The sequence below is a fragment of the Mycobacterium sp. IS-1264 genome (assembly GCF_001954195.1).
Lineage (GTDB): Bacteria > Actinomycetota > Actinomycetes > Mycobacteriales > Mycobacteriaceae > Mycobacterium.
Genome location: NZ_MBES01000059.1, coordinates 1 through 17,890, shown reverse-complemented (window position 1 = coordinate 17,890; position 17,890 = coordinate 1). Strand labels below are relative to the sequence as shown.

Annotated in this window: 19 protein-coding genes and 1 tRNA gene; 6 read left to right on the top strand and 14 right to left on the bottom strand. The window is 65.6% G+C overall.

Annotated features, from left to right (window positions below; all coding sequences use genetic code 11):
• Nucleotides 1-73 precede the first annotated feature (73 nt).
• Entirely contained in the window at nucleotides 74-748 is a 675-nt protein-coding gene (locus tag A5744_RS13605; RefSeq protein ID WP_076061796.1) for a metalloregulator ArsR/SmtB family transcription factor, read from the top strand.
• 56 nt (nucleotides 749-804) lie between these two features.
• Here the strand turns inward: A5744_RS13605 and A5744_RS13600 are convergent, their stop codons facing one another.
• From A5744_RS13600 to A5744_RS13540, 13 genes are all read right to left on the bottom strand, one after another.
• Entirely contained in the window at nucleotides 805-1,392 is a 588-nt protein-coding gene (locus A5744_RS13600) for a class I SAM-dependent methyltransferase (RefSeq protein WP_083662739.1), read from the bottom strand.
• Between the two features lie 214 nt (nucleotides 1,393-1,606).
• On the bottom strand, nucleotides 1,607-2,497 hold the full coding sequence (locus A5744_RS13595) for a class II glutamine amidotransferase (RefSeq protein ID WP_076061794.1): 891 nt from the start codon (nucleotides 2,495-2,497) through the stop codon (nucleotides 1,607-1,609).
• A gap of 4 nt (nucleotides 2,498-2,501) precedes the next feature.
• Complete coding sequence (locus A5744_RS13590) at nucleotides 2,502-2,975, bottom strand: SRPBCC family protein (protein WP_076061792.1); 474 nt, start codon at nucleotides 2,973-2,975, stop codon at nucleotides 2,502-2,504.
• A 14-nt stretch (nucleotides 2,976-2,989) separates the two neighbouring features.
• Nucleotides 2,990-4,060 carry a dihydrodipicolinate reductase gene (locus A5744_RS13585; protein ID WP_139331339.1) on the bottom strand — a complete coding sequence of 357 codons (1,071 nt, stop codon included), beginning with the start codon at nucleotides 4,058-4,060 and terminating at the stop codon, nucleotides 2,990-2,992.
• A 109-nt stretch (nucleotides 4,061-4,169) separates the two neighbouring features.
• Entirely contained in the window at nucleotides 4,170-5,801 is a 1,632-nt protein-coding gene (locus A5744_RS13580; RefSeq protein WP_076061788.1) for a long-chain fatty acid--CoA ligase, read from the bottom strand.
• A 128-nt stretch (nucleotides 5,802-5,929) separates the two neighbouring features.
• On the bottom strand, nucleotides 5,930-7,039 hold the full coding sequence (locus A5744_RS13575; RefSeq protein WP_076061786.1) for a YncE family protein: 1,110 nt from the start codon (nucleotides 7,037-7,039) through the stop codon (nucleotides 5,930-5,932).
• A gap of 497 nt (nucleotides 7,040-7,536) precedes the next feature.
• Complete coding sequence (locus A5744_RS13570) at nucleotides 7,537-7,875, bottom strand: P-II family nitrogen regulator (protein ID WP_076061784.1); 339 nt, start codon at nucleotides 7,873-7,875, stop codon at nucleotides 7,537-7,539.
• Between the two features lie 2 nt (nucleotides 7,876-7,877).
• Nucleotides 7,878-9,299, bottom strand: a complete 1,422-nt coding sequence (locus tag A5744_RS13565; RefSeq protein ID WP_076061782.1) for an ammonium transporter — start codon at nucleotides 9,297-9,299, stop codon at nucleotides 7,878-7,880.
• Between the two features lie 146 nt (nucleotides 9,300-9,445).
• Nucleotides 9,446-10,225 carry a DUF427 domain-containing protein gene (locus A5744_RS13560; RefSeq protein WP_076061780.1) on the bottom strand — a complete coding sequence of 260 codons (780 nt, stop codon included), beginning with the start codon at nucleotides 10,223-10,225 and terminating at the stop codon, nucleotides 9,446-9,448.
• Nucleotides 10,226-10,232: 7 nt separating this feature from the next.
• Nucleotides 10,233-10,505, bottom strand: a complete 273-nt coding sequence (locus A5744_RS13555) for a DUF6295 family protein (RefSeq protein WP_076061830.1) — start codon at nucleotides 10,503-10,505, stop codon at nucleotides 10,233-10,235.
• A gap of 12 nt (nucleotides 10,506-10,517) precedes the next feature.
• Complete coding sequence (locus A5744_RS13550) at nucleotides 10,518-11,273, bottom strand: dienelactone hydrolase family protein (RefSeq protein ID WP_076061778.1); 756 nt, start codon at nucleotides 11,271-11,273, stop codon at nucleotides 10,518-10,520.
• A gap of 180 nt (nucleotides 11,274-11,453) precedes the next feature.
• On the bottom strand, nucleotides 11,454-12,248 hold the full coding sequence (locus A5744_RS13545) for a hypothetical protein (protein WP_076061776.1): 795 nt from the start codon (nucleotides 12,246-12,248) through the stop codon (nucleotides 11,454-11,456).
• Between the two features lie 51 nt (nucleotides 12,249-12,299).
• Nucleotides 12,300-12,965, bottom strand: coding sequence for a winged helix-turn-helix transcriptional regulator (locus tag A5744_RS13540; protein WP_076061774.1), 666 nt, complete (start codon nucleotides 12,963-12,965; stop codon nucleotides 12,300-12,302).
• Nucleotides 12,966-13,044: 79 nt separating this feature from the next.
• Here A5744_RS13540 and A5744_RS13535 point away from each other — a divergent pair, with 79 nt between their 5' ends.
• From A5744_RS13535 to A5744_RS13520, 3 genes are all read left to right on the top strand, one after another.
• Nucleotides 13,045-13,551 carry an isoprenylcysteine carboxylmethyltransferase family protein gene (locus tag A5744_RS13535; RefSeq protein ID WP_083679292.1) on the top strand — a complete coding sequence of 169 codons (507 nt, stop codon included), beginning with the start codon at nucleotides 13,045-13,047 and terminating at the stop codon, nucleotides 13,549-13,551.
• 658 nt (nucleotides 13,552-14,209) lie between these two features.
• Nucleotides 14,210-14,644, top strand: coding sequence for an FHA domain-containing protein (locus tag A5744_RS13525; RefSeq protein ID WP_076061770.1), 435 nt, complete (start codon nucleotides 14,210-14,212; stop codon nucleotides 14,642-14,644).
• 160 nt (nucleotides 14,645-14,804) lie between these two features.
• Nucleotides 14,805-15,095 carry a hypothetical protein gene (locus tag A5744_RS13520; RefSeq protein WP_076061768.1) on the top strand — a complete coding sequence of 97 codons (291 nt, stop codon included), beginning with the start codon at nucleotides 14,805-14,807 and terminating at the stop codon, nucleotides 15,093-15,095.
• A 95-nt stretch (nucleotides 15,096-15,190) separates the two neighbouring features.
• On the opposite strand, the gene A5744_RS13515 is transcribed toward A5744_RS13520, so the two are convergent.
• Nucleotides 15,191-15,264, bottom strand: a tRNA-Leu gene (locus tag A5744_RS13515).
• 359 nt (nucleotides 15,265-15,623) lie between these two features.
• On the opposite strand from A5744_RS13515, the gene A5744_RS13510 reads away from it, so the two are divergent.
• Nucleotides 15,624-16,496 carry a PE domain-containing protein gene (locus A5744_RS13510; protein WP_076061766.1) on the top strand — a complete coding sequence of 291 codons (873 nt, stop codon included), beginning with the start codon at nucleotides 15,624-15,626 and terminating at the stop codon, nucleotides 16,494-16,496.
• A gap of 45 nt (nucleotides 16,497-16,541) precedes the next feature.
• Nucleotides 16,542-17,678: a PPE family protein gene (locus tag A5744_RS13505; RefSeq protein ID WP_076061765.1), complete on the top strand. Its 1,137-nt coding sequence runs from the start codon at nucleotides 16,542-16,544 to the stop codon at nucleotides 17,676-17,678.
• Nucleotides 17,679-17,890: the final 212 nt, after the last annotated feature.

Here is a 17,890-nt window from a genome sequence, read left to right as displayed (position 1 = left end):
GTCGATGATCTGGTGGGACCGTCGTCGCGTGCTAAGATCTATACGATATTCCAAAGATTATTGGAGAAGCAAGGTGGGAAAGCCGTCTGGTTCCAAAGCGGCACTTTTGGACGAGATCGCGCGGGTCGGTAAGGCGCTGGGCAACGGTCGCCGACTGCAGATCCTCGACCTGCTCGCTCAGGGCGAGCGCTCCGTCGACGCGATCGCCACTGCGACGGGGATGAACCTGACCACCGCCTCGGCGAACCTGCAATCGCTCAAGGCCGGCGGTCTGGTCGAAACCCGCCGCGATGGCACCCGTCAGTACTACCGGCTCGCCGGAGAGGACGTGGGCCGGCTGTTTTCACTGGTGCAGACAGTCGCTGAGGCGCACCTGGCCGATGTGGCCGTCGCGGCCGCTGCGGTGCTTGGTTCACCCGAAGACGCCATCACGCGGCAGGAACTGATACGCCGCCTCGACGCCGGCGAGGTCACGCTGATCGACGTGCGACCGCATGAGGAGTACTTAGCCGGGCACATTCCCGGCGCGATCAGCATGCCCCTCGCTGAGCTGGTAGACCGACTATCCGAACTGCCGGCCGGTCAGGAGATCGTCGCCTACTGCCGCGGCGCGTACTGCGTCATGGCACCCGAGGCCACCCGCATTGTGAAAAGCGCTGGGCGCGGGGTGAAACGCCTCGACGAAGGCATGCTCGAATGGCGCCTCGCTGGACTGCCCGTAGAGGAACCCACGGGGCAGGCAGGCTGACACGTCATTCTTGGCGACCGCGGCTAGGGATCACCGAACGACGATGCCACGACGTCTCAAACACGTATCATCGTGACTCGCCATAGCCGACGAGGCAGGTCTCCTTCTTCGAAGGCATACACCTCGTCAAGCGTCCAGCCCTCGGCCAAAGCCTCGACCAGCTGCCGGTTGAAGAAGTGCACAACGAAGCCACCGTGCTCGAAGGTGTTGTCTCCGTGTGCTTTTCCAGCACCGCAGTGGGCGTCGCCGGTGTGGCGCACAGTGTAAACGAGTATCCCGCCTGGCCGCAGCACGCGCCGGACCTCGCTGACGACGGCGTGTATCTCCGTCGTCGACAGGGCCATACACAACGCCATGTGTGCGAAGACCGCATCGACGGCGCGGTTTTCCAAGGGCAGGGGCTCGCGCATGTCGTGCACAACGGTCGACAATTGCGCGCCTACGCCTTGGGCTTGGGCTACTCCGCGGATTCGTTCGATCGCAACGTCACTGAAGTCAATAGCCGTCACCGTGAAGCCCTCTCTGGCGAAATACATGGCATCGCGGCCGTGACCGGCAGCCAACTCCAGCAGCCGCTTGACGCCAGCGGCCTTAAACAGGTTCGCTGCGTACACCGCCGGGGCTGACGGCGCAGACCCGTACATGTCGGGGTGTGCACGATAAGTGTCTTGCCAGTGTCGGCGCTGCAATGCGCACAGCTCGCCTGCTGAGGAACTCGCGCATCGACCGAGTTTCCGGGGGTCCGGCAAGGCATTCTCCAACTATCCTTGGAATAGCGTAGAAGCTAGTGTAGCCCCCGCTCCCAATGCTGGGCAGATCGCGACCGATAGGTACCTTTTGAGTTTGCGTGACCCGGCCTCAGGCGAGCCGCCGAGTGCTCGGGAGGGCGTGCTGCGCGTCCTGGACCGGCCCGCTCAGATCCTCCCGCCGGAGCGGACGCGTGGGCGGGTCGGGCAGCACCACGCTGCGTTCCACCCGCAACGCGGCGTCGACGTGGACCAGCTCTCCCGCATCCAACAGACGCCAGCGCGGGTCCTCGTCCATCGGTTCGGAGGCGAACACCACCGACGCCCGTGTGCACAGGTGTTCCGAGCGCGCGTGAATTCGCTTGGTGCGTAAGTCGAATTCGGGCGGCGCGGTTGGGGATTCGTCGGGCCGTTCCAGGATGTACAGCTCATGGGTCTCCGGGTAGCGCAGCGCCCACATGTCCGTCGCCGTGCTCAACAGCACGTTGAGCGCGTAGATCGGCACGTTCGACGCGAGCCACTTCGTCGCATCGACCACGCCCGCCGTCACGTCGCCCCCGTGCGCTCGGATCGAGGCGGTGATCAACGCGAACACCCGCTCGGAATCGGTGTCGCCCAGGACCAGGTCGTCGGCGCCGACCTCGCGCAGCCGTTCATCGATGGCATGCAGGCCCTCGAGCACGCCGTTGTGCGCGAAGATCCGTCCGTCCTGCAGGAACGGGTGGGTGTTGCGGACGTCGAGCGAACCGGTCGTCGCGTAGCGAACGTGCGCGATGAACGTCGTCCCGGTCAGCCGGTGTGCCTCGGTGGCGAAGGCGGTGTCCCGCCAGGCCGCGATGGGCTGCTTGTGCAACCGGGGCCGGGCGTGCTCGTCGAAAACGCCCAGGCCCGTGCCGTCGGGGTTCGTTCTGCTCTGCTCGGCCAGGCTGTCGGGGGCATCCAGCAGCCAAAACGTCGCGGTGCACGCGCGCGTTCCGGCGTGCAGGCCGAAGAGCCGGCACATGACGTCAGGCCGTCAGCGTCGTCGAGAGATCCCGCAGCGCTTTGCGCGCGTAGCCCTTCCACAGCGTGCCGAACAGCGGGAGCAGCCACGAGGTCAGCGGCGACTTGGAATGGATGGTCCAGCGCCAGGTCACTTCGGTTCCGTCCGCGGCGGGGTTGAAGAGCCATTCGCCTTCGACGTGGTCGACCAGGAGCGCCATCGGGCCGGTGACGTCGGTGAGCCGGTAGCCGAACGAGCGGGGCGCGTCGATGCTGGTCAGTTCCTCGCGCGTGCTGCCCCCGCCGGCGAGCAGAACGGTGCGGGTCTGGCCGGCGGCGTCCCACGCGCCCGTCTGCTCGCGCACCTCTTTGACGGGCGGGAAGGGGCCGTGCCAGCGCTTGAAGATCTCCGGGAGCGGGGCCGGCAGCGTGTTGTGAAACGCCTGCTCGGCGGGCACGGGAATGACTAGCGATTCTTCGACGACGAGCGAATGTGCCATGGTTGCAACGCCTTTCAATTGTCTGCCCGCAGGGATGCGGCGGCCCGGCCGGTGAAGAGCGGCAGATCGAAGAAGCTTTGGATGCCCGCCGGTGCGGCGCATGTCGCGGGGATGGCGTTGACGCAATGCGCCGCGGTCGCGACGATACCCGGGTTGCTTTTCAGCCCGGCCTCCACGCTCTCCGGCTGCCAGCCCTTGACCGTCACAAAGGTGTCCGGGTTGCCGTGCACTTCGATCTCGTAGCGCTCGCCCGCGGGCCCGAAAGACCAAGGCGGGTCGAGGTTTTGCTCCCCCATCAGCCAGTTCACCGTGATCTGGACGACCACCTTGTCGCCGACGACGGCTTCCCAGTGGAAGCGACGCCCGGCGACCTGCCCCGGCTCGATCGCGCCGATGGGCGAATCGATCGGCGCGCTCGCGACCGTGACCTCCTGCGAGGAGCGGATCTGGGGGTCGGCGGCGAAGCCCAACCGGTCGACGCACAGCCGCACCGCCTGGAGGAAACCGCCGTCGAGCAGCTTCTGCATCGGCCCGGTCAACGCGCCGTCCGGCGTCCCGCCGAAGCCCATCACATAGCGCAGCACATCCGGGGCGCCGTAGGTACGCAGGTCTGAAAACTCCTCGGCGCGAACGAAAGTCACGCCGGTCGACATCACGGTGAACAGCAAGGGGAACAGCTCGGTGGCCGCCCCGGGCCCGATGCCGGCGCCATGCAGCGTCGCGTTGCCCGCCTGCGCGGCGATTTCCAACGGCGCACCCTCTTTTTCGCTCGGGTAGAACCAGCCGAGCGGGGTGACGACGTTTTTCCCCGACCGCAGCAGCGCGGCGACCTCGTCGACGTTGGGCATCAGCGGTGCGTAGATTACCGCGTCGGCATCCAGCGCGAGCACGTCGTCGACGTTGTTGGTCGCGGTCACTCCGAGCGGCGACGTGCCGATGATCTCGCCGACGTCCTTGCCCGCCTTGGCTTCGGAATGCACCCAGCAGCCGACGAGTTCAAGCTCGGGATGATCCAGCACACCTTTGATCGCCGCCACACCGACCGACCCGGTTGCCCATTGAACGACCCGCAGTCCCATGGACACCCACCTTCCTCGCGAGCAGTCCCCCGCAAGCGGGAGGTACCCCCAGCAGAATCGCACGCTTTGGTGCGAAATTACGCGATTCTGTGTCTGCTCGCGATCATGGCACTGGTCAGTCGCGCGCCTCGATCACCCGGTAGGCGTTCTCGGCGTAGCGGGACCGGATGGTCTTCTTGTCGTACTTGCCTACGCTGGTGCGGGGTATCTCGTCCGCGAAGGCCCACCGCTCGGGCAGCCACCAGCGAACGACCTTGTCCGAGAGGAACATTCGCAGATCACCCGCCTCGACCGATGCGCCTTCGTTGAGGACGACGACGGCCAGCGGCCTTTCCTGCCAGCGCTCGTCCGGCACCCCGACCACCGCCGCCTCCAACACGTCGGGATGCCCGATCAGGCAGTTCTCCAGCTCGACGGAGGAGATCCATTCCCCGCCGGACTTGATGACGTCTTTGGCCCTGTCGGTCAGTGTCACGAAGCCCTGCTCGTCGATGCGGCCGACATCGCCGGTGCGCAACCAGCCCGAGTCGAACTTGGAGTCGTCTCGTCCCAGGTAGTAGGAGCCGGCGATCCACGGGCCGCGGACTTCTACCTCCCCCACCGCGTCGCCGTCGTTGGGCAGTACCTGCCCGTCGTCGTCAACGATCCGCATCTCGACACCGCACACCGGTTGCCCTTGGGTCGCGCGCAACTTCCAGTGCTCGTCCTCCGGGGTGCCCAGCGGGGGCCAGGCCATCGTGGCCAGCGGCGATGTCTCGGTCATCCCCCACAGCTGCCGGATCTGGACGTCGTGCTTGTCTTCGAAGGCACGCATCAGCGACAGCGGGACGGCCGAGCCTCCGCAGGCCACCAGGCGCAGCGACGACATGTCGTGCGCGGGGTCCTTCTCGAGGTGATGCAGGACGTCGTTCCAGATGGTCGGCACCGCGCCGGCCACGGTGGGCCGCAGCTCCTCGACCATGCCGATCAGCGACCGGGCATCGAGGTGGCGATCGGGCAGCACCAGGTCGGCGCCCGCCATCAGCGCCGCGTAGGGCAGCCCCCACGCATTGGCATGAAACATCGGGACGATGGGCAGCACGCGATCGCTGGAGCCGACCCCTATTCCATTGGTCGTGCATGCCGCCATCGTGTGCAGGAAGCTCGAACGATGGCTGTAGACAACGCCTTTGGGGTGGCCGGTGGTGCCGCTCGTGTAGCACATCGCAGCGGCCGAAGTCTCGTCGATCCGCGGCCAGTCGAATTCGGCCGACTCGCCGTCGAGCACCTCGGCGAAGCGCAGCACACTCTTGCCCGCTTCCTGGAGCGGCGCCGGGTCGCCCTCGCCGACCGCGATCACCGTGTGAACGGTTTTCAGTTCGCCCAGCACCGGCCCGAGCAGTTTGGCCAGCGACATGTCGACCAGCACGACCTGGTCTTCGGCCTCGTTGGCGACATACGCGATCTGCTCGGGGAAGAGCCGGATGTTGAGGGTGTGCAGGACGGCGCCCATCGACGGCACGGCGAGGTAGGTCGCCAGGTGCTCGGCGTTGTTCCACATGAACGTCGCGACCCGCTGGTCTCCGGTCACGCCGAGCCGGCGTAGCGCGTTGGCCAGCCTGGCGGCCTGCTGACCCAGCTCGCGGTAGCTGATGTGCCGATACCCGGCGTCGGAGGCGGTGGTGACGGTGCGCGCTCCGTGGACACCGCAGCCGTGCCGCATGATCGCGGCGATCGTCAACGGAAAGTCCTGCATCGTGCTGTCCATCGATCTACCGCCTTACGGGTCGCAGCACCGCCTCATGATCAATCGGGCGAATGCTATCGCCGCGCCCGACGATGGGAAACGGGTTCCCCCGACAACGCGCATTTACCCGCGCCTGGCCGGCCGCGCGGCTAGGCGAGCGCGGGCTCGTACTGCAGCAGCTCGGGGGTGACCCAGTCGGTCGGGATCTGCGCCTCGGGTGCCGCGGCCTCGGTGCCCAACGCGACGATCGAGGCGACCGCCGCGACGGTGACCGTGCCCGAATAGTCGGCGATGTAGAGGTACTTCGCGTCCGGGCTTTCGACCACGCACGACGGCTGATTGGCCACCGTCACGGTGCCGACGACGTCGTGGGTCAGGGTGCAGAGCACCGCGATGCCGTCGTCGCTGACCAGGTAGGCGCGGTCGCCGTCGCGGCTGAGCGTCAAACCGGTGAGAGTGCCACCGATCTCGCCGAGCTTGCGCGTCCCGACGATCTTGTGGGTGGCGGTGTCGACGACGTCGACCACGGCGCCCAACCCGGAATCGCAACTGGCCACGTAGGCGACGGCACCGTTGGGAGAAAGCGCGACGTCGCGAACGGGCAAACCGATGTCGACGGTGCCCACGACGCGCAATCCGGTCTGCCCGGCCTCGCCGCGCGTGCCGATCACAAGCAGCCGACCGCCGGCCGGCCCGTTGGTCCCGACATACAGCCGGCCGCCGTCGGGGCTGACGCGCACGCATGCGGTGGTGGTTCCTGGCGCGGTCGCGATCTCGAGCGCCTCGACGTCGCCGGTCGTGGTGTCCAAGGCGGCGACGTCGGCGCCGCGGGCGGCGTTTCGGCTGCTGTAGACGTGCCTCCCGTCGGGGCTGACGGCCAGATCGGTGATGCTGTGCGTCACCGGGTGGGTCGCGACGACCGTGCCGGTGGGCAGGTCGATGACCGCGACCGAGTCGTATGCGGCCGACACCGCGCTGACGTAGGCGCGCTCGCTGCCCACGGCGATCGCGAATGGTTCGTCGAGGCCCGCGATAGTCTCCACCACCCGGCAGGTGCGGGTGTCGATGACCGAGACGCTGTCGCTGCCGTAGTTGGTCACCAACAGGCGGGCGCCATCGGGGCTGGTCGCGATGCCGCTGATGGGGCCCTCGTGCACGGCGACCTCGACGACGATCGGGAAACCCGGCGCGCTGCCGAGCTCGAGGACCGGGCGATCCAGGCCGTCATGGGCGGCCGTGGGGCCGTTGACACTTCTCATGCTGGTACCGCCTTTCGTCGGAATCCACGCGCGCGACAGCTCTGACGAGCCCTGTTCGCCGCACGGGATTAACCGGATTCCAGCACCGTTTAGGGTGACTGCTTTCGTCAGAGTTTAGTCACGGAATATCGGTGCAGAAGCGGCAAATTCGAGAGCTGTTACGCACGTCACGTCGGCCACTCAGGCTGCGCTTAGATTGCGATTGTCGGTCATCCGCCGGCCTGTGGCGCAGCGAACGCCGCACACCTCTTCCAGCAGTTGTTTTCGCTGGGATCGCTAACGCTTCGCGCGCCTGCGTCGCCGGGCGTTGGGTAAGAAATTCTTATAATTAATCCTAAAACGAGGCAAACGTCACATTTATGCGTTTGTGGCGCGTTGTCAGCCGAAAAATTCACTAATCGCGGGCAGGATCGAAACGTGAAGCCGCGCACCAGATTTCCCGCTCGACCAACACGAGTGCAACGAAACGCATTGTCCCGGTAGCGCTTAACGCCGCGTCAAAGCGCCTCGTGGTCGCGTTCTCCGGTGCGGATGCGAACGAGACTCTCCACCTGGGAGACCCACACCTTGCCGTCGCCGATCTTGCCGGTGCGGGCCGCCGTGACGATGGCCCCAACGACTCGTTCTACATACTCCTCGTCGACCACGACGTCGATACGGGCCTTTGGGACGAAATCAACGTTGTATTCGGCTCCGCGGTAGACCTCGGTGTGCCCGCGTTGCCTGCCATACCCCTGGACCTCCGTAACGGTCATGCCCAGCACGCCGGCGGACTCAACGGCGTGCTTGACCTCGTCGAGTGCGAAAGGCTTGACGACCGCAGTGATCAGCTTCATGGTCAATCATCCACTGGCTCAGCGGGGTTGGATGGTAGCGCCTCGGCCCGCGTTGTCACCAACGGCTCGACGTGCCGACCCGTGACGAGCGTTTCGTCGGGGTAAGCCTCTTCGTCGTGCACTCCGAGGTCGCCGGTCTCCAGGACCTCGTCGGGCAGCCGCAACTTCATAAAGAGGCCAAGGACTCTCAGAATGACGAACGTGACGAACGCATCCCAGACGATGACGGTGCCCGCCGCGCCGAGCTGGATCAATAGCTGTTTCGGGTGATGCCCCCAGAGCCAGCCCGACATGGACACGTCCTGACCTGTACTGCCGCCCAGGTAAACGATGATCTTCGGGTCGGCGAGTACCCCGACGAGCAATCCGCCCGCCAGGCCCGCCACGCCGTGGGTGTGGAACACACCGAGTGTGTCATCGACCTTCTTGAACAGCCTGGCCCTGCCGAGCCAGTTCCAGGACATCCAGACCAGCGAAGCGGCGACGACGCCGATGATCAAGGCGCCGAAGCTGTTCACGTAACCGGCCGCCGGGGTGATCGCGACCAGGCCCGTGATCATGCCGTTGATGGCGCCGAGGAACGTCGGCTTGCGCTGCTTGCTCGCGAAAATGTCCCACACCACCCAGGTGATCACCCCGACGGCGGTGGCCAGGTTCGTGTTGATCACGGCCAGTGACGCGTTGGCGCCGGAGAAGTACATGTCGCCGCCGTTGAACCCGTTCCAGCCCAGCCACAGGATGCCCGCACCGATCGCTGCCAGCGGCAGGTTGTTGGGCACCGCTCGTTCCCGGTCCCGGGCCAGCCTGGGCCCGATAACCGCCGCCGCGACGAAACCACTTGTGCCGGCGGCAAGGTGGATCACATAGCCGCCGGAGTAGTCCATGGCCGCGTGTGGGGCTTGCGCCCACCAGCCGCCACCCCACAGCAGGAACGCGTTCACCGAGTACGCGAACGTCGACCACAGCGGCACGAAGATCAGCCAGACCTTGAAGTTCATCCGGCCGACCACGCTGCCTAGGAACAGCAGCGGGGTGATCGCGGCGAACGCGAAGTGGAAGTAGGCCAGCGTCGTCTCCGAGAAGCGGAACTTGGGCATCGCCCCGTCAAGGAGCGGAATGACCGCCTGTTGCTGGTTGGCGGAGCCCAAGATGGTGTGGGGCTTGCCGACCGCGGCCTGCAGGATGCCCGGGCCGAGCTTCAGCGGCTCGCCGAAGCCCATCTTGAAACCCCACAGCACCCACACGACCAGCACCAGTGAGAACCCGGTGAAGGCCATCAGCATGGTGTTGACGGCCCACTTCTTCTGGACGATGCCGCCGTACAGGACGGCGATGCCTGGAATGCTCATCAGGCCGACCAAGGTCGCGGCCACTAGCTGCCAGGCGTTGTCTCCGGAATTCACCCAGTCGGGATAGGGCAACATGGTTCAGACACACCCCAATTCGAGCCGTCGGGCCTTAAATCAGCTGCGGTGCGAAGTGACGCCGTAGACGGGTGAAGCCTCGAATGGAAATGTTTCGACCGTGTGTGCGGTGGTTTAAATATTCATTTCGGTTCGCGTCGCGACGCCTAGCTGAACTGAGTTTGCGGTCGGGGCAGGGCGGCATCGTCGACGGTGATGTCGAGCTTCTCGTTGTAGAACGCCACCAGGCCGGCGATCTGGCCGACGGCCGGCAGCGGGTAATGGTACGTCCACGCGAGGTCGGGATGCACGGTGTCGCCGGCCCGCACCGACCAGTAGCCCGACGTCACCCCTTTGTACGGGCACAACGTCTGCGTCAAGCTGGGCTCCAGATGCTCGAAGGCGATGTCGGTCGGATCGATGTAATACCTTGTGGGCAAACCGGTTTCGAAGAGCAACACCGGCGACCGGGTGTCGGCCAGCACGACCCCGTCGAGCTCCACCCGCACGTGCCGGTGCGAGCGCAACGCGTCGACCCGGGAATACGGGTTGCGCGGGTGGCCGTAGATCGGCTCGTCTTCCTCGAACCACCGCAAGGGATTCCATTCGAAGCGCACGGTGCCCGCCACCGGGCTGGCGCTGTCGGCGTCGAACACCCGCGCTGCCGATTGGTAGGTTTGGCCCGCGCCCACCAGCGAGTGCAGCCGCGACGGGCCCAGCTGCACCGTCTGCGGATGGTCCTCGTCGCGCAGGAATCCTTCGCGGACGTCGGCCAGCGGCACGTAATACGCTGGGTAATAAGGAAATTCCCACACATAGCGTGCCGAGGTGGTGTCGAATACGAGTTCGTGGCCGAGGAAGCCGCGGACCCGGCGGGGCGCGGGCTCGATCCGCCCACGGCTGGCGGCCATTTGCGGGTAGGCGCCGTGCCCGATGTCGTTAGCCATGGGACACCTACTGATCCTTCGACGCCAGCCCGGCGGGCGCATGGGCGATCGCTTTTCGGATGGCGTCGGCCAGCTTCAGCGCGCTTTCCTCGGTGAGTTCGAGGGCGACCCGCGCCGACGGACCCAGCTGCGGGTTGAGGACGTCGATGTTGACCGTGTGGCCGTAGGGCGCATGCACGGGGTGATCGACGTAGACCGTCGCGCGGTCGGCGCCAAACCATCCCGTTGCGCCCTTGCCGCTGCCGTCGATCTCGACGTGTTCGGTGAGATATGTGCACATGGCTTGGGACACCTAGCCTTTCAGGTGGGTGGCGAAGAATTCGTCGATGCGTTGCCAGCCGTCGACCGCGGCCTCGACCCGGTACGCCGGACGGTCCACGGAAAAGAACGAATGGCCCGCGCCCTCGTAGGAGTGAAACTCGTGTGGCTTGTCGAATTTGGCCAGCTCGGCATCGAGGGTGGCCACCGCGTGCGGCGCCGGATACCTGTCGTCGAGCCCGAATAGGCCCAGCAGCGGGCAACTCAACTTCGGCGCCAGATGCAGGATGGGTTGCATGGCCTTGGGCATGCCCTCGGGCAGGTCCTCGACGATGAACGCGCCGTAGCAGTCCACCGCGGCGTCGAACGGCAGCGAGCAGGCCGCCAGGAACGCGTGCCGCCCGCCCGAGCAGTGCCCGATGACACCGAACTTCCCGTTCGCGCCCGGCAGCGTGCGCAGGTGCTCCACCGCTCCGGCGACGTCGCCGACCAGTCGTTCGTCGGGCACCCCGCCCGCGGCCCGCACCGTCGCGGCGGCATCGTCGGGAGCGGCGCCCGGGGCCTCGCGTGAGTACAGGTTCGGGGCCACGGCGTGATAGCCGTTGACCGCGAGCCGGCGCACGAACTCCTTGGTCTCCCGGTCGTAGCCGGGCATGTGGTGGATCCAGACGATTCCGCCGCGCGATCCCTCGGCGAGCGGGCTCGCGCGGTAGGCCTCGATCTCGTCGCCGCCGTGGCCGGTGATGGTGATCGTTTCTGCGCGAATGGCATCTGGGCTGAACGCATTCATGCGTGCTCCTCGGTTGGCCGCAAGATGCGGGGCCCGTCTCGAGTCGCCCCGCCCTCACCAACGTATCCGACTCTTGGGCCGGCCCGGCCCCGTCGCCGAAACATAAGCCGCCGCGACGTTTTCCGACGTGTCGCGTGCGTGGTCTATGTGTCGCGGTGGGGTGGACGCTGGGGTGACAGGTCAGTGACGCTTGTCGCGCACCTTGTAGGTCGAGGGCCACGATTTTCGCGACTCGTCCCCGGTCAGCGGGGTTCCCATGCCCCCGACCTTGACGTTGTAGGCCTCCTTGCCCGGGCCGACCTCGCGGTTGGCGTGTTCCTGGGCGAGGTAGTACAGCTCGTCGATGGTGGCTTCGTCGTAGGCAACGAACGAGGTTTCCCGCGCGACGTCTTCGATACCGACCAGCATCCGGTCGGGCAGGTAGCGCGACGCCAAGGCCGCCGCGCCCAGCAGGGAGAACGGAATGACCCAGTAGCAGACGAACGACAGCGGAGTCTTGGTGTCGAGGATGGTGGCCTCTTCTCCGCCGAGGCGCTGCACGATCGGTGGGATCGCCGACGACACCGTCATGCCGGCGAAGGCCGCGATCCAAATCCAGGTCAGGATGGTGACGATCCTGCCGAACAGCTCGGTCTTAGCGACGTCGGCGGGCTGTTCGGCCGCGGCGTACTCACGCACGAACGGCTTGCCGACCAGCAGGCTGATCAACGCGACCAGGAAGATCCCGGCGTTGCTCAGCGTCTGTATCCAGCCCTGCATGAAGGACTCGCTGAGCGTAAACGTGAGCACGGTCAGCACCAGAAACGTTGCGACAGCGCCGATGTCGAGCGTGCGACCCGGCTTGCCGGTAGCGCGCCCGATCACCGACACGGCAACGGCGATCGCCAGCGCGACCAACACCGCCGCCTTGAACGGGACGTTACCGACTAGCACCCAATAGACGATCCATGGCGCGAATCCAAACAGCATGCCCACGGGGGGTCAGTGTATGGCCGCCGGTTTGCGCCACGGCCACCCGCCGTCGCTTCACCCCTTCGGACCCTGCGCGTCGGAGAGTCCGAACAGTTCCGCGCATCGTTGAGCTGCGCCCGGGTCTCCTTCGACCCTGAGGGCGCCGGCCTCGATTGCCTCCGCCGGCGTGATTCGGCCGCTGCCGAGGCCGATGAAGGTTTGGGTGTCAGTGAGCAGCACGACGTCGGGCCTGTCGGCCGGCCCCTGCCGGACGTCTGTCTTTCCGGCCTTGACCGCTACGGTGATCGCCTCGTCTGCGACCCGGAATTCGTACTCGTCGTCGATATCGCTCGAGGGTGATTGCACTTGGACGGCAGCGTGAATGGCGGGAAGCCAGTAGCTGGCCTTGACGGTGTCGTCCGCGCTGGGCGTGTCGATGACGTCGAGGCCCCATTCGAAAAGCGCGCGCACCACGGGACGCAGGCGATCGCCGAGTTCGGTGAGTTCGTACACCGTCGAAGCCGCGGGCGGCGGCAGGCGACGCTTGCGGATCAACTCGTTGGTTTCCATCGATTGCAAACGAGCGGCGAGCACGTTCGGGCCGATCCCGCGAAGCCCATCCTGCAAGTCGGTATAGCGCTTGGCGCCGAACAGGAGCTCCCGGACGATCAGCAGCGTCCAGCGCTCACCGACCAGGTCCAGAGCCCGGGCCGTCGGGCAGAACTGCTGATAACTCCGCATAGAGGCATAGTAGCAATCTGAAAGTTAGAACTACTCTTCCAATTGTTATTACTTATTTATTAGTAGTAGACTGCCGGTCATGAGCCACGAGGATCCGGGCACCGGCGTCGAATCGGAAGGCGGGGCGGGAGCTGGAACTCCGCGGGTAATCGCGCCCCCGCCGCTGATCTACCTTGCCGGCCTGGCGGGCGGATTCGCCCTTGATGCCGTTCTTCCGCCCATCTCGATCCCGACCGGACTTGCCACGCCGGTTGGTGCTGCGCTGCTGCTGGCGGGTGGCCTGCTGGCCATAGCGTTCATTCGCGCTTTCGCGCGAGCCCGCACCACGATCAACCCGTACGAGCGGTCCAGCGCACTTGTGACGACGGGCCCTTACCGGTTCAGCCGCAATCCGGGCTATCTGGGAATGGCACTGGCCTACGCCGGCATCGTCATCCTCGCCAATGCCCCGTGGGCCCTCATCGTTCTGGTGGGCGTCTTGATCGTGGTCGACCGCGGCGTCATTGCGCGGGAGGAGCGGTGCCTGGAGGCCACGTTCGGCGAGTCCTATCGACGCTACAAACGCCGAACCCGCAGGTGGCTATAGGGGTCATGGATATGTTGTTGCGCAACAAGCAGATTGAATCGGAAGCCGTCTATCCAGCATGGTCGTTTCGCTGCATGGTTCCCAAAGACTGCATAGCTCCCAAAGACAGTTGATACCAATGCATTTCATTTTTGTGCGCGAAATGCCGCCAATTCGTCCGCTTGGACCGGCTGGTCGTTCGCGGGGGCTTTACAGGCCCCATCGTCGCAAGACCGATCCGTCGGGACGGTGTAGAAACGCAGCATTAGCAACGTAGGCAAGTCCAGTGCGGGATAGTCAGTGGCCAGCGGTGCCGCAGCGATTCCGCCCGCGAGCGCAAGCGCGCTGGTCACGGCCACTATTTTGACATTCATTGATCAAATGTAAGTATCGCGGATCACCGAGCCAATCGATGTTTTCCTTCGTGACTCATTTGGAATGCTTCGTTGATATGCGGGTGCGTCGCCTTCTCTAGAAAAGCGTTCACGGATCGAGGCGGGAAATTCTGCGATACATCTCAAAGAATGTTCGGCTATACATCCGCACCCTGAAGGCGCGGCAGCTGCACAAGCTCGCCGATCCGGGGGCGTAAGACCGCCGGACTCGGGTACTTCTTCTAGCGTCCAGTGGGCTGGCACCATGCAAAGCGGACAAGAGTGGCAGGCGGTGAAACAACACTGTGAACCACGGCGACGATGACCGAAACCTCAATCAGGCGGCGGCGGAGACCACCGCGGATTTTGGTGACCACTTTCTCGACGAGGTGGAAGACGGTCCGGCCGCTCCTACCGAGGCGGAAACCGCCGAAGGACTGCCGAGCGGATCGGCGCTGCTGGTTGTCAAACGTGGCCCCAACGCCGGTTCTCGATTTTTGCTCGATCAGCCAGTCACCTCGGCAGGCCGCCATCCCGATAGCGACATTCTTCTCGACGACGTCACTGTGAGCCGCCGTCACGCCGAGTTTCGCCTCGACAAGGACGGCAGCTGGGTCGTCGCCGACGTCGGCAGCCTCAACGGCACCTACGTCAACCGTCAGCCAGTGGACTCGGCGGTGCTAGCCAACAACGACCAAGTCCAGATCGGTAAGTTCCGGCTGGTCTTCCTGACCGGATAATCCGAGTCGCTACGTCCCATAAGCTGAGTCGCTACGTCCCATAAGCTTAGGTACGCGCGCGAGATGCCATAGAGGCGTAGCGTTTCCGCTGTTCGAGAAAACGAACAGGGAGAACTGCCATGGCAGCCAAATTCGAGTCGGCCGCGAACGCCATCGCGCCATGAGCAACCCCACCGGGTCGAGCAGCGAAAACATCCTCACGCAGATTCTCAACGTCGGTATAGAGGTGTTCAGCGTGGTCGCGTCGTTTCTTACCTGCGGGGCGCTCCAGGTACACAGCGAACTACCAGGCGGCGAGAACGTTGGCCGCACCTCGTTTGGCCACGCCATCGCGAGCATCTTTGGCAACCATGACGTCGGTGAGGCGCTCGCGGCAGACGGGACTTCACCGACCAGCGCCGGCGAAACGCCAGTCGGATCCAGCGAGCCGCACCCCGACGGTCATAGGTGAGCTTGGCGCTTGTTCGGGCGATGAACGCGAATTGCGGCGAGGGCTGTCCAGCAGCGTGGTCACTACCTTCGCGTCATCTACTTGCGCAAACGTCGTGCCCCCAGTCGGACTCGAACCGACACTGGACGGATTTTAAGTCCGCTGCCTCTGCCAATTGGGCTATGGGGGCCCGGCGGCGAATTTAGCGCGTGGATGCCAGGCCCGGCGCACCCCGCCGCATTCCACACTTTGCCAAATCTTGGGCATGCGCGCGGAGTGGCTTTCGCCTAGGATGCGGCGGCCGCGGGTCTAACCGCTGGTTCGCCACCCCAAATCAGATGACACGGCTATGTCACCCGGTGTGAGCTTGTTAAAACTGCCCGCCTCCGCGTTAAGAAGCCGTAAACGGCTGTCACGCTAACCCTTTCGGTCGGGAATGTGGGGACCGAGGTGTTTAGCCTTACGCCATTACACAGGGGCCCGTACGCCAACGCACAGGGTCGGCCCAGCGCACTGGGTCGGCATGGTTCACACAGTAGGAGCTAATAGATGTCGTTTCTGACAACATTGCCTGAAGAGTTGCTCGCTGCGCAGGGGCTGCTGCAGGGAATCAACTCCAACCTGGCGGCGCAGAACGCGGGCGCCGCCGCGGCGACCACGGTCATCGCTCCCGCGGCCGCCGACCCGGTATCGGCCCAGCAGGCGGCGATCTTCTCGGCGTTCGGCAGCGAGTACCAGACGATCGCCGCCGAGGCGCAGACGATTCAAGAGCAGTACGCGAGCACCCTGGGCACCAGCTCCGGCACGTACAGCGCCACCGAGGCCTCCAATGCGGCCGCGAGCGCCCTTTCAAGTGCCGCGGCCCCCGCAGCTGCCACGCCGTCGAACACTCCGCTCGACTTCCTTGCCTATCTGCTCGGTAGCACCGGAAACGGCACCAACCCGAACATGCTCGGTGGGATCTTCGGCCTGTCAAGCAACGGTGCGAACATCTTGAACATCGGTGGCGGCAACTGGGCCTCCGCCGGTTCCGACCTGCTCGGTCTGGCAAACGGCGGTCTGCTGGACACGTCTGTCAGCGACGCCGCCGCCGGCGCGGACCTCGCCAACACGACGACGCCGATGGCGCCCGTCGGTGGCATGGGCGGTGTGGGGGCGATGCCGGCGGCCGCGGCGGGCAACGCGACCATGGTCGGCAAGTTGTCGGTGCCGCCCAGCTGGGCCGGTACGGTCGGCCCGGCGGCCAGCGCGGTCACCCCAATCCAGACCGTCGGTTGGACCGCCGCCGCGCCGCAGGCCGGGACGGGGGGGATCATCCCGGGGATGCCCGGAATGGTCTCGGGAGCGCGCAGCGGCGCCGGCTTCGGTGCGCCGCGCTACGGCGTCAAGCCACTCGTCATGCCCAAGCCGACCGCCGTCTAGTCAACAAACCGCCAAATTCCCTCCATAGAAACGGAATACAGAAAAATGGTTTTGGATTTCGCAGCTATCCCACCCGAAATCACGTCGAGCCTGATGTACGCGGGCGCGGGCGCGGGACCGCTCATGGCCGCCGCGACAGCGTGGAACAACCTGGCCGCCGAGCTGAGCACGACGGCGACGCAATGGGAATCGATCATCACGTTGCTCACCACCGAGCAGTGGACGGGCGCCGGGTCCGCGGCGGCCGCCGCCGCGTCCCAGCCCATCGTGACCTGGCTGACCACTTCGGCGGCCGCGGCCGAGCAGGCGGGAGCCCAGGCGACGGCGTCGGCGGCCGCTTACGAGGCGGCGTTCGCCGCGACGGTGCCCCCGCCGGTGATCGCGGCCAATAGGACATTGCTCGCAACGCTCATTGCAACCAACTTTCTGGGTGTCAACTCGGCCGCGATCGCGGCGACCGAGGCCCAGTACGCCGAGATGTGGGTCCAAGACGCCACGATGATGGCCACGTATCAGGCGGCTTCGATGGCGGCAGGGGTCCTGCAGCCGGTGACGCCGATGACGCCGGCCACCAACCCGGCCGCCGACGGCATCCAGGCCGCCGCGGTCGCCAATTCCGCGGTGAACGCCCCGGTCCAGGCGCTGGCCGCTCCGGCCGCCGCCTCCCTGCCGTTCACGACGGATGGCCTGCTGTCCTCGATCGACAACTTCCTCGGCACTCCGTCCGTCTTCAACGCCATCAACGGAGCGGTGAACACCGGGGCCTGGTTCACCATGAACTCCATCCCAAACGCCGTATCGCTGGGGCAAAAACTTGGCACCGTGGGATCGATCCCCTACGCCCTCTCCGACGCGGTTGCGCCCGCTACCGGCGCGGGCATCATTCCCGGGACGATGGTGGGCTCGGTGTCGGGCGCGGCGACGTCGGCGACCCTGGGCGAGGCGTCCGCGGTCGGCGGTCTATCGGTACCGGCCAGCTGGAACGCGGCAGCCCCGGCGTCGGCGGCTTCGTCGACCGCTCCCCTCGCGGGTTCGGGCTGGACCGCCGCCACCGAGGAGCCCGTGGCGGCAATGCCCGGTATGCCGGGCGCCGCGGCGGCCGCCAAGGGTGCCGGTGCCTACGGCGCTGGGCCACGGTACGGGGTCAAGCCCATTGTCATGCCCAAACAGGTCGTCGTCTGATGCGGAAAAAAAGGGGGTACATGTCACGCATTTGAGGCCAGCTGTTAACCGCTGCGCCGTACTCTATCCGCGATACGGCCACCAACGAACCGATACCGACCGCGGAAACTTCGACAGGCCGAAGGCTCGAACGAAAAGGAGATAGCCAAGATGGCAACACGTTTTATGACTGATCCGCACTCGATGCGGGCGATGGCGGGCCGCTTTGAGAT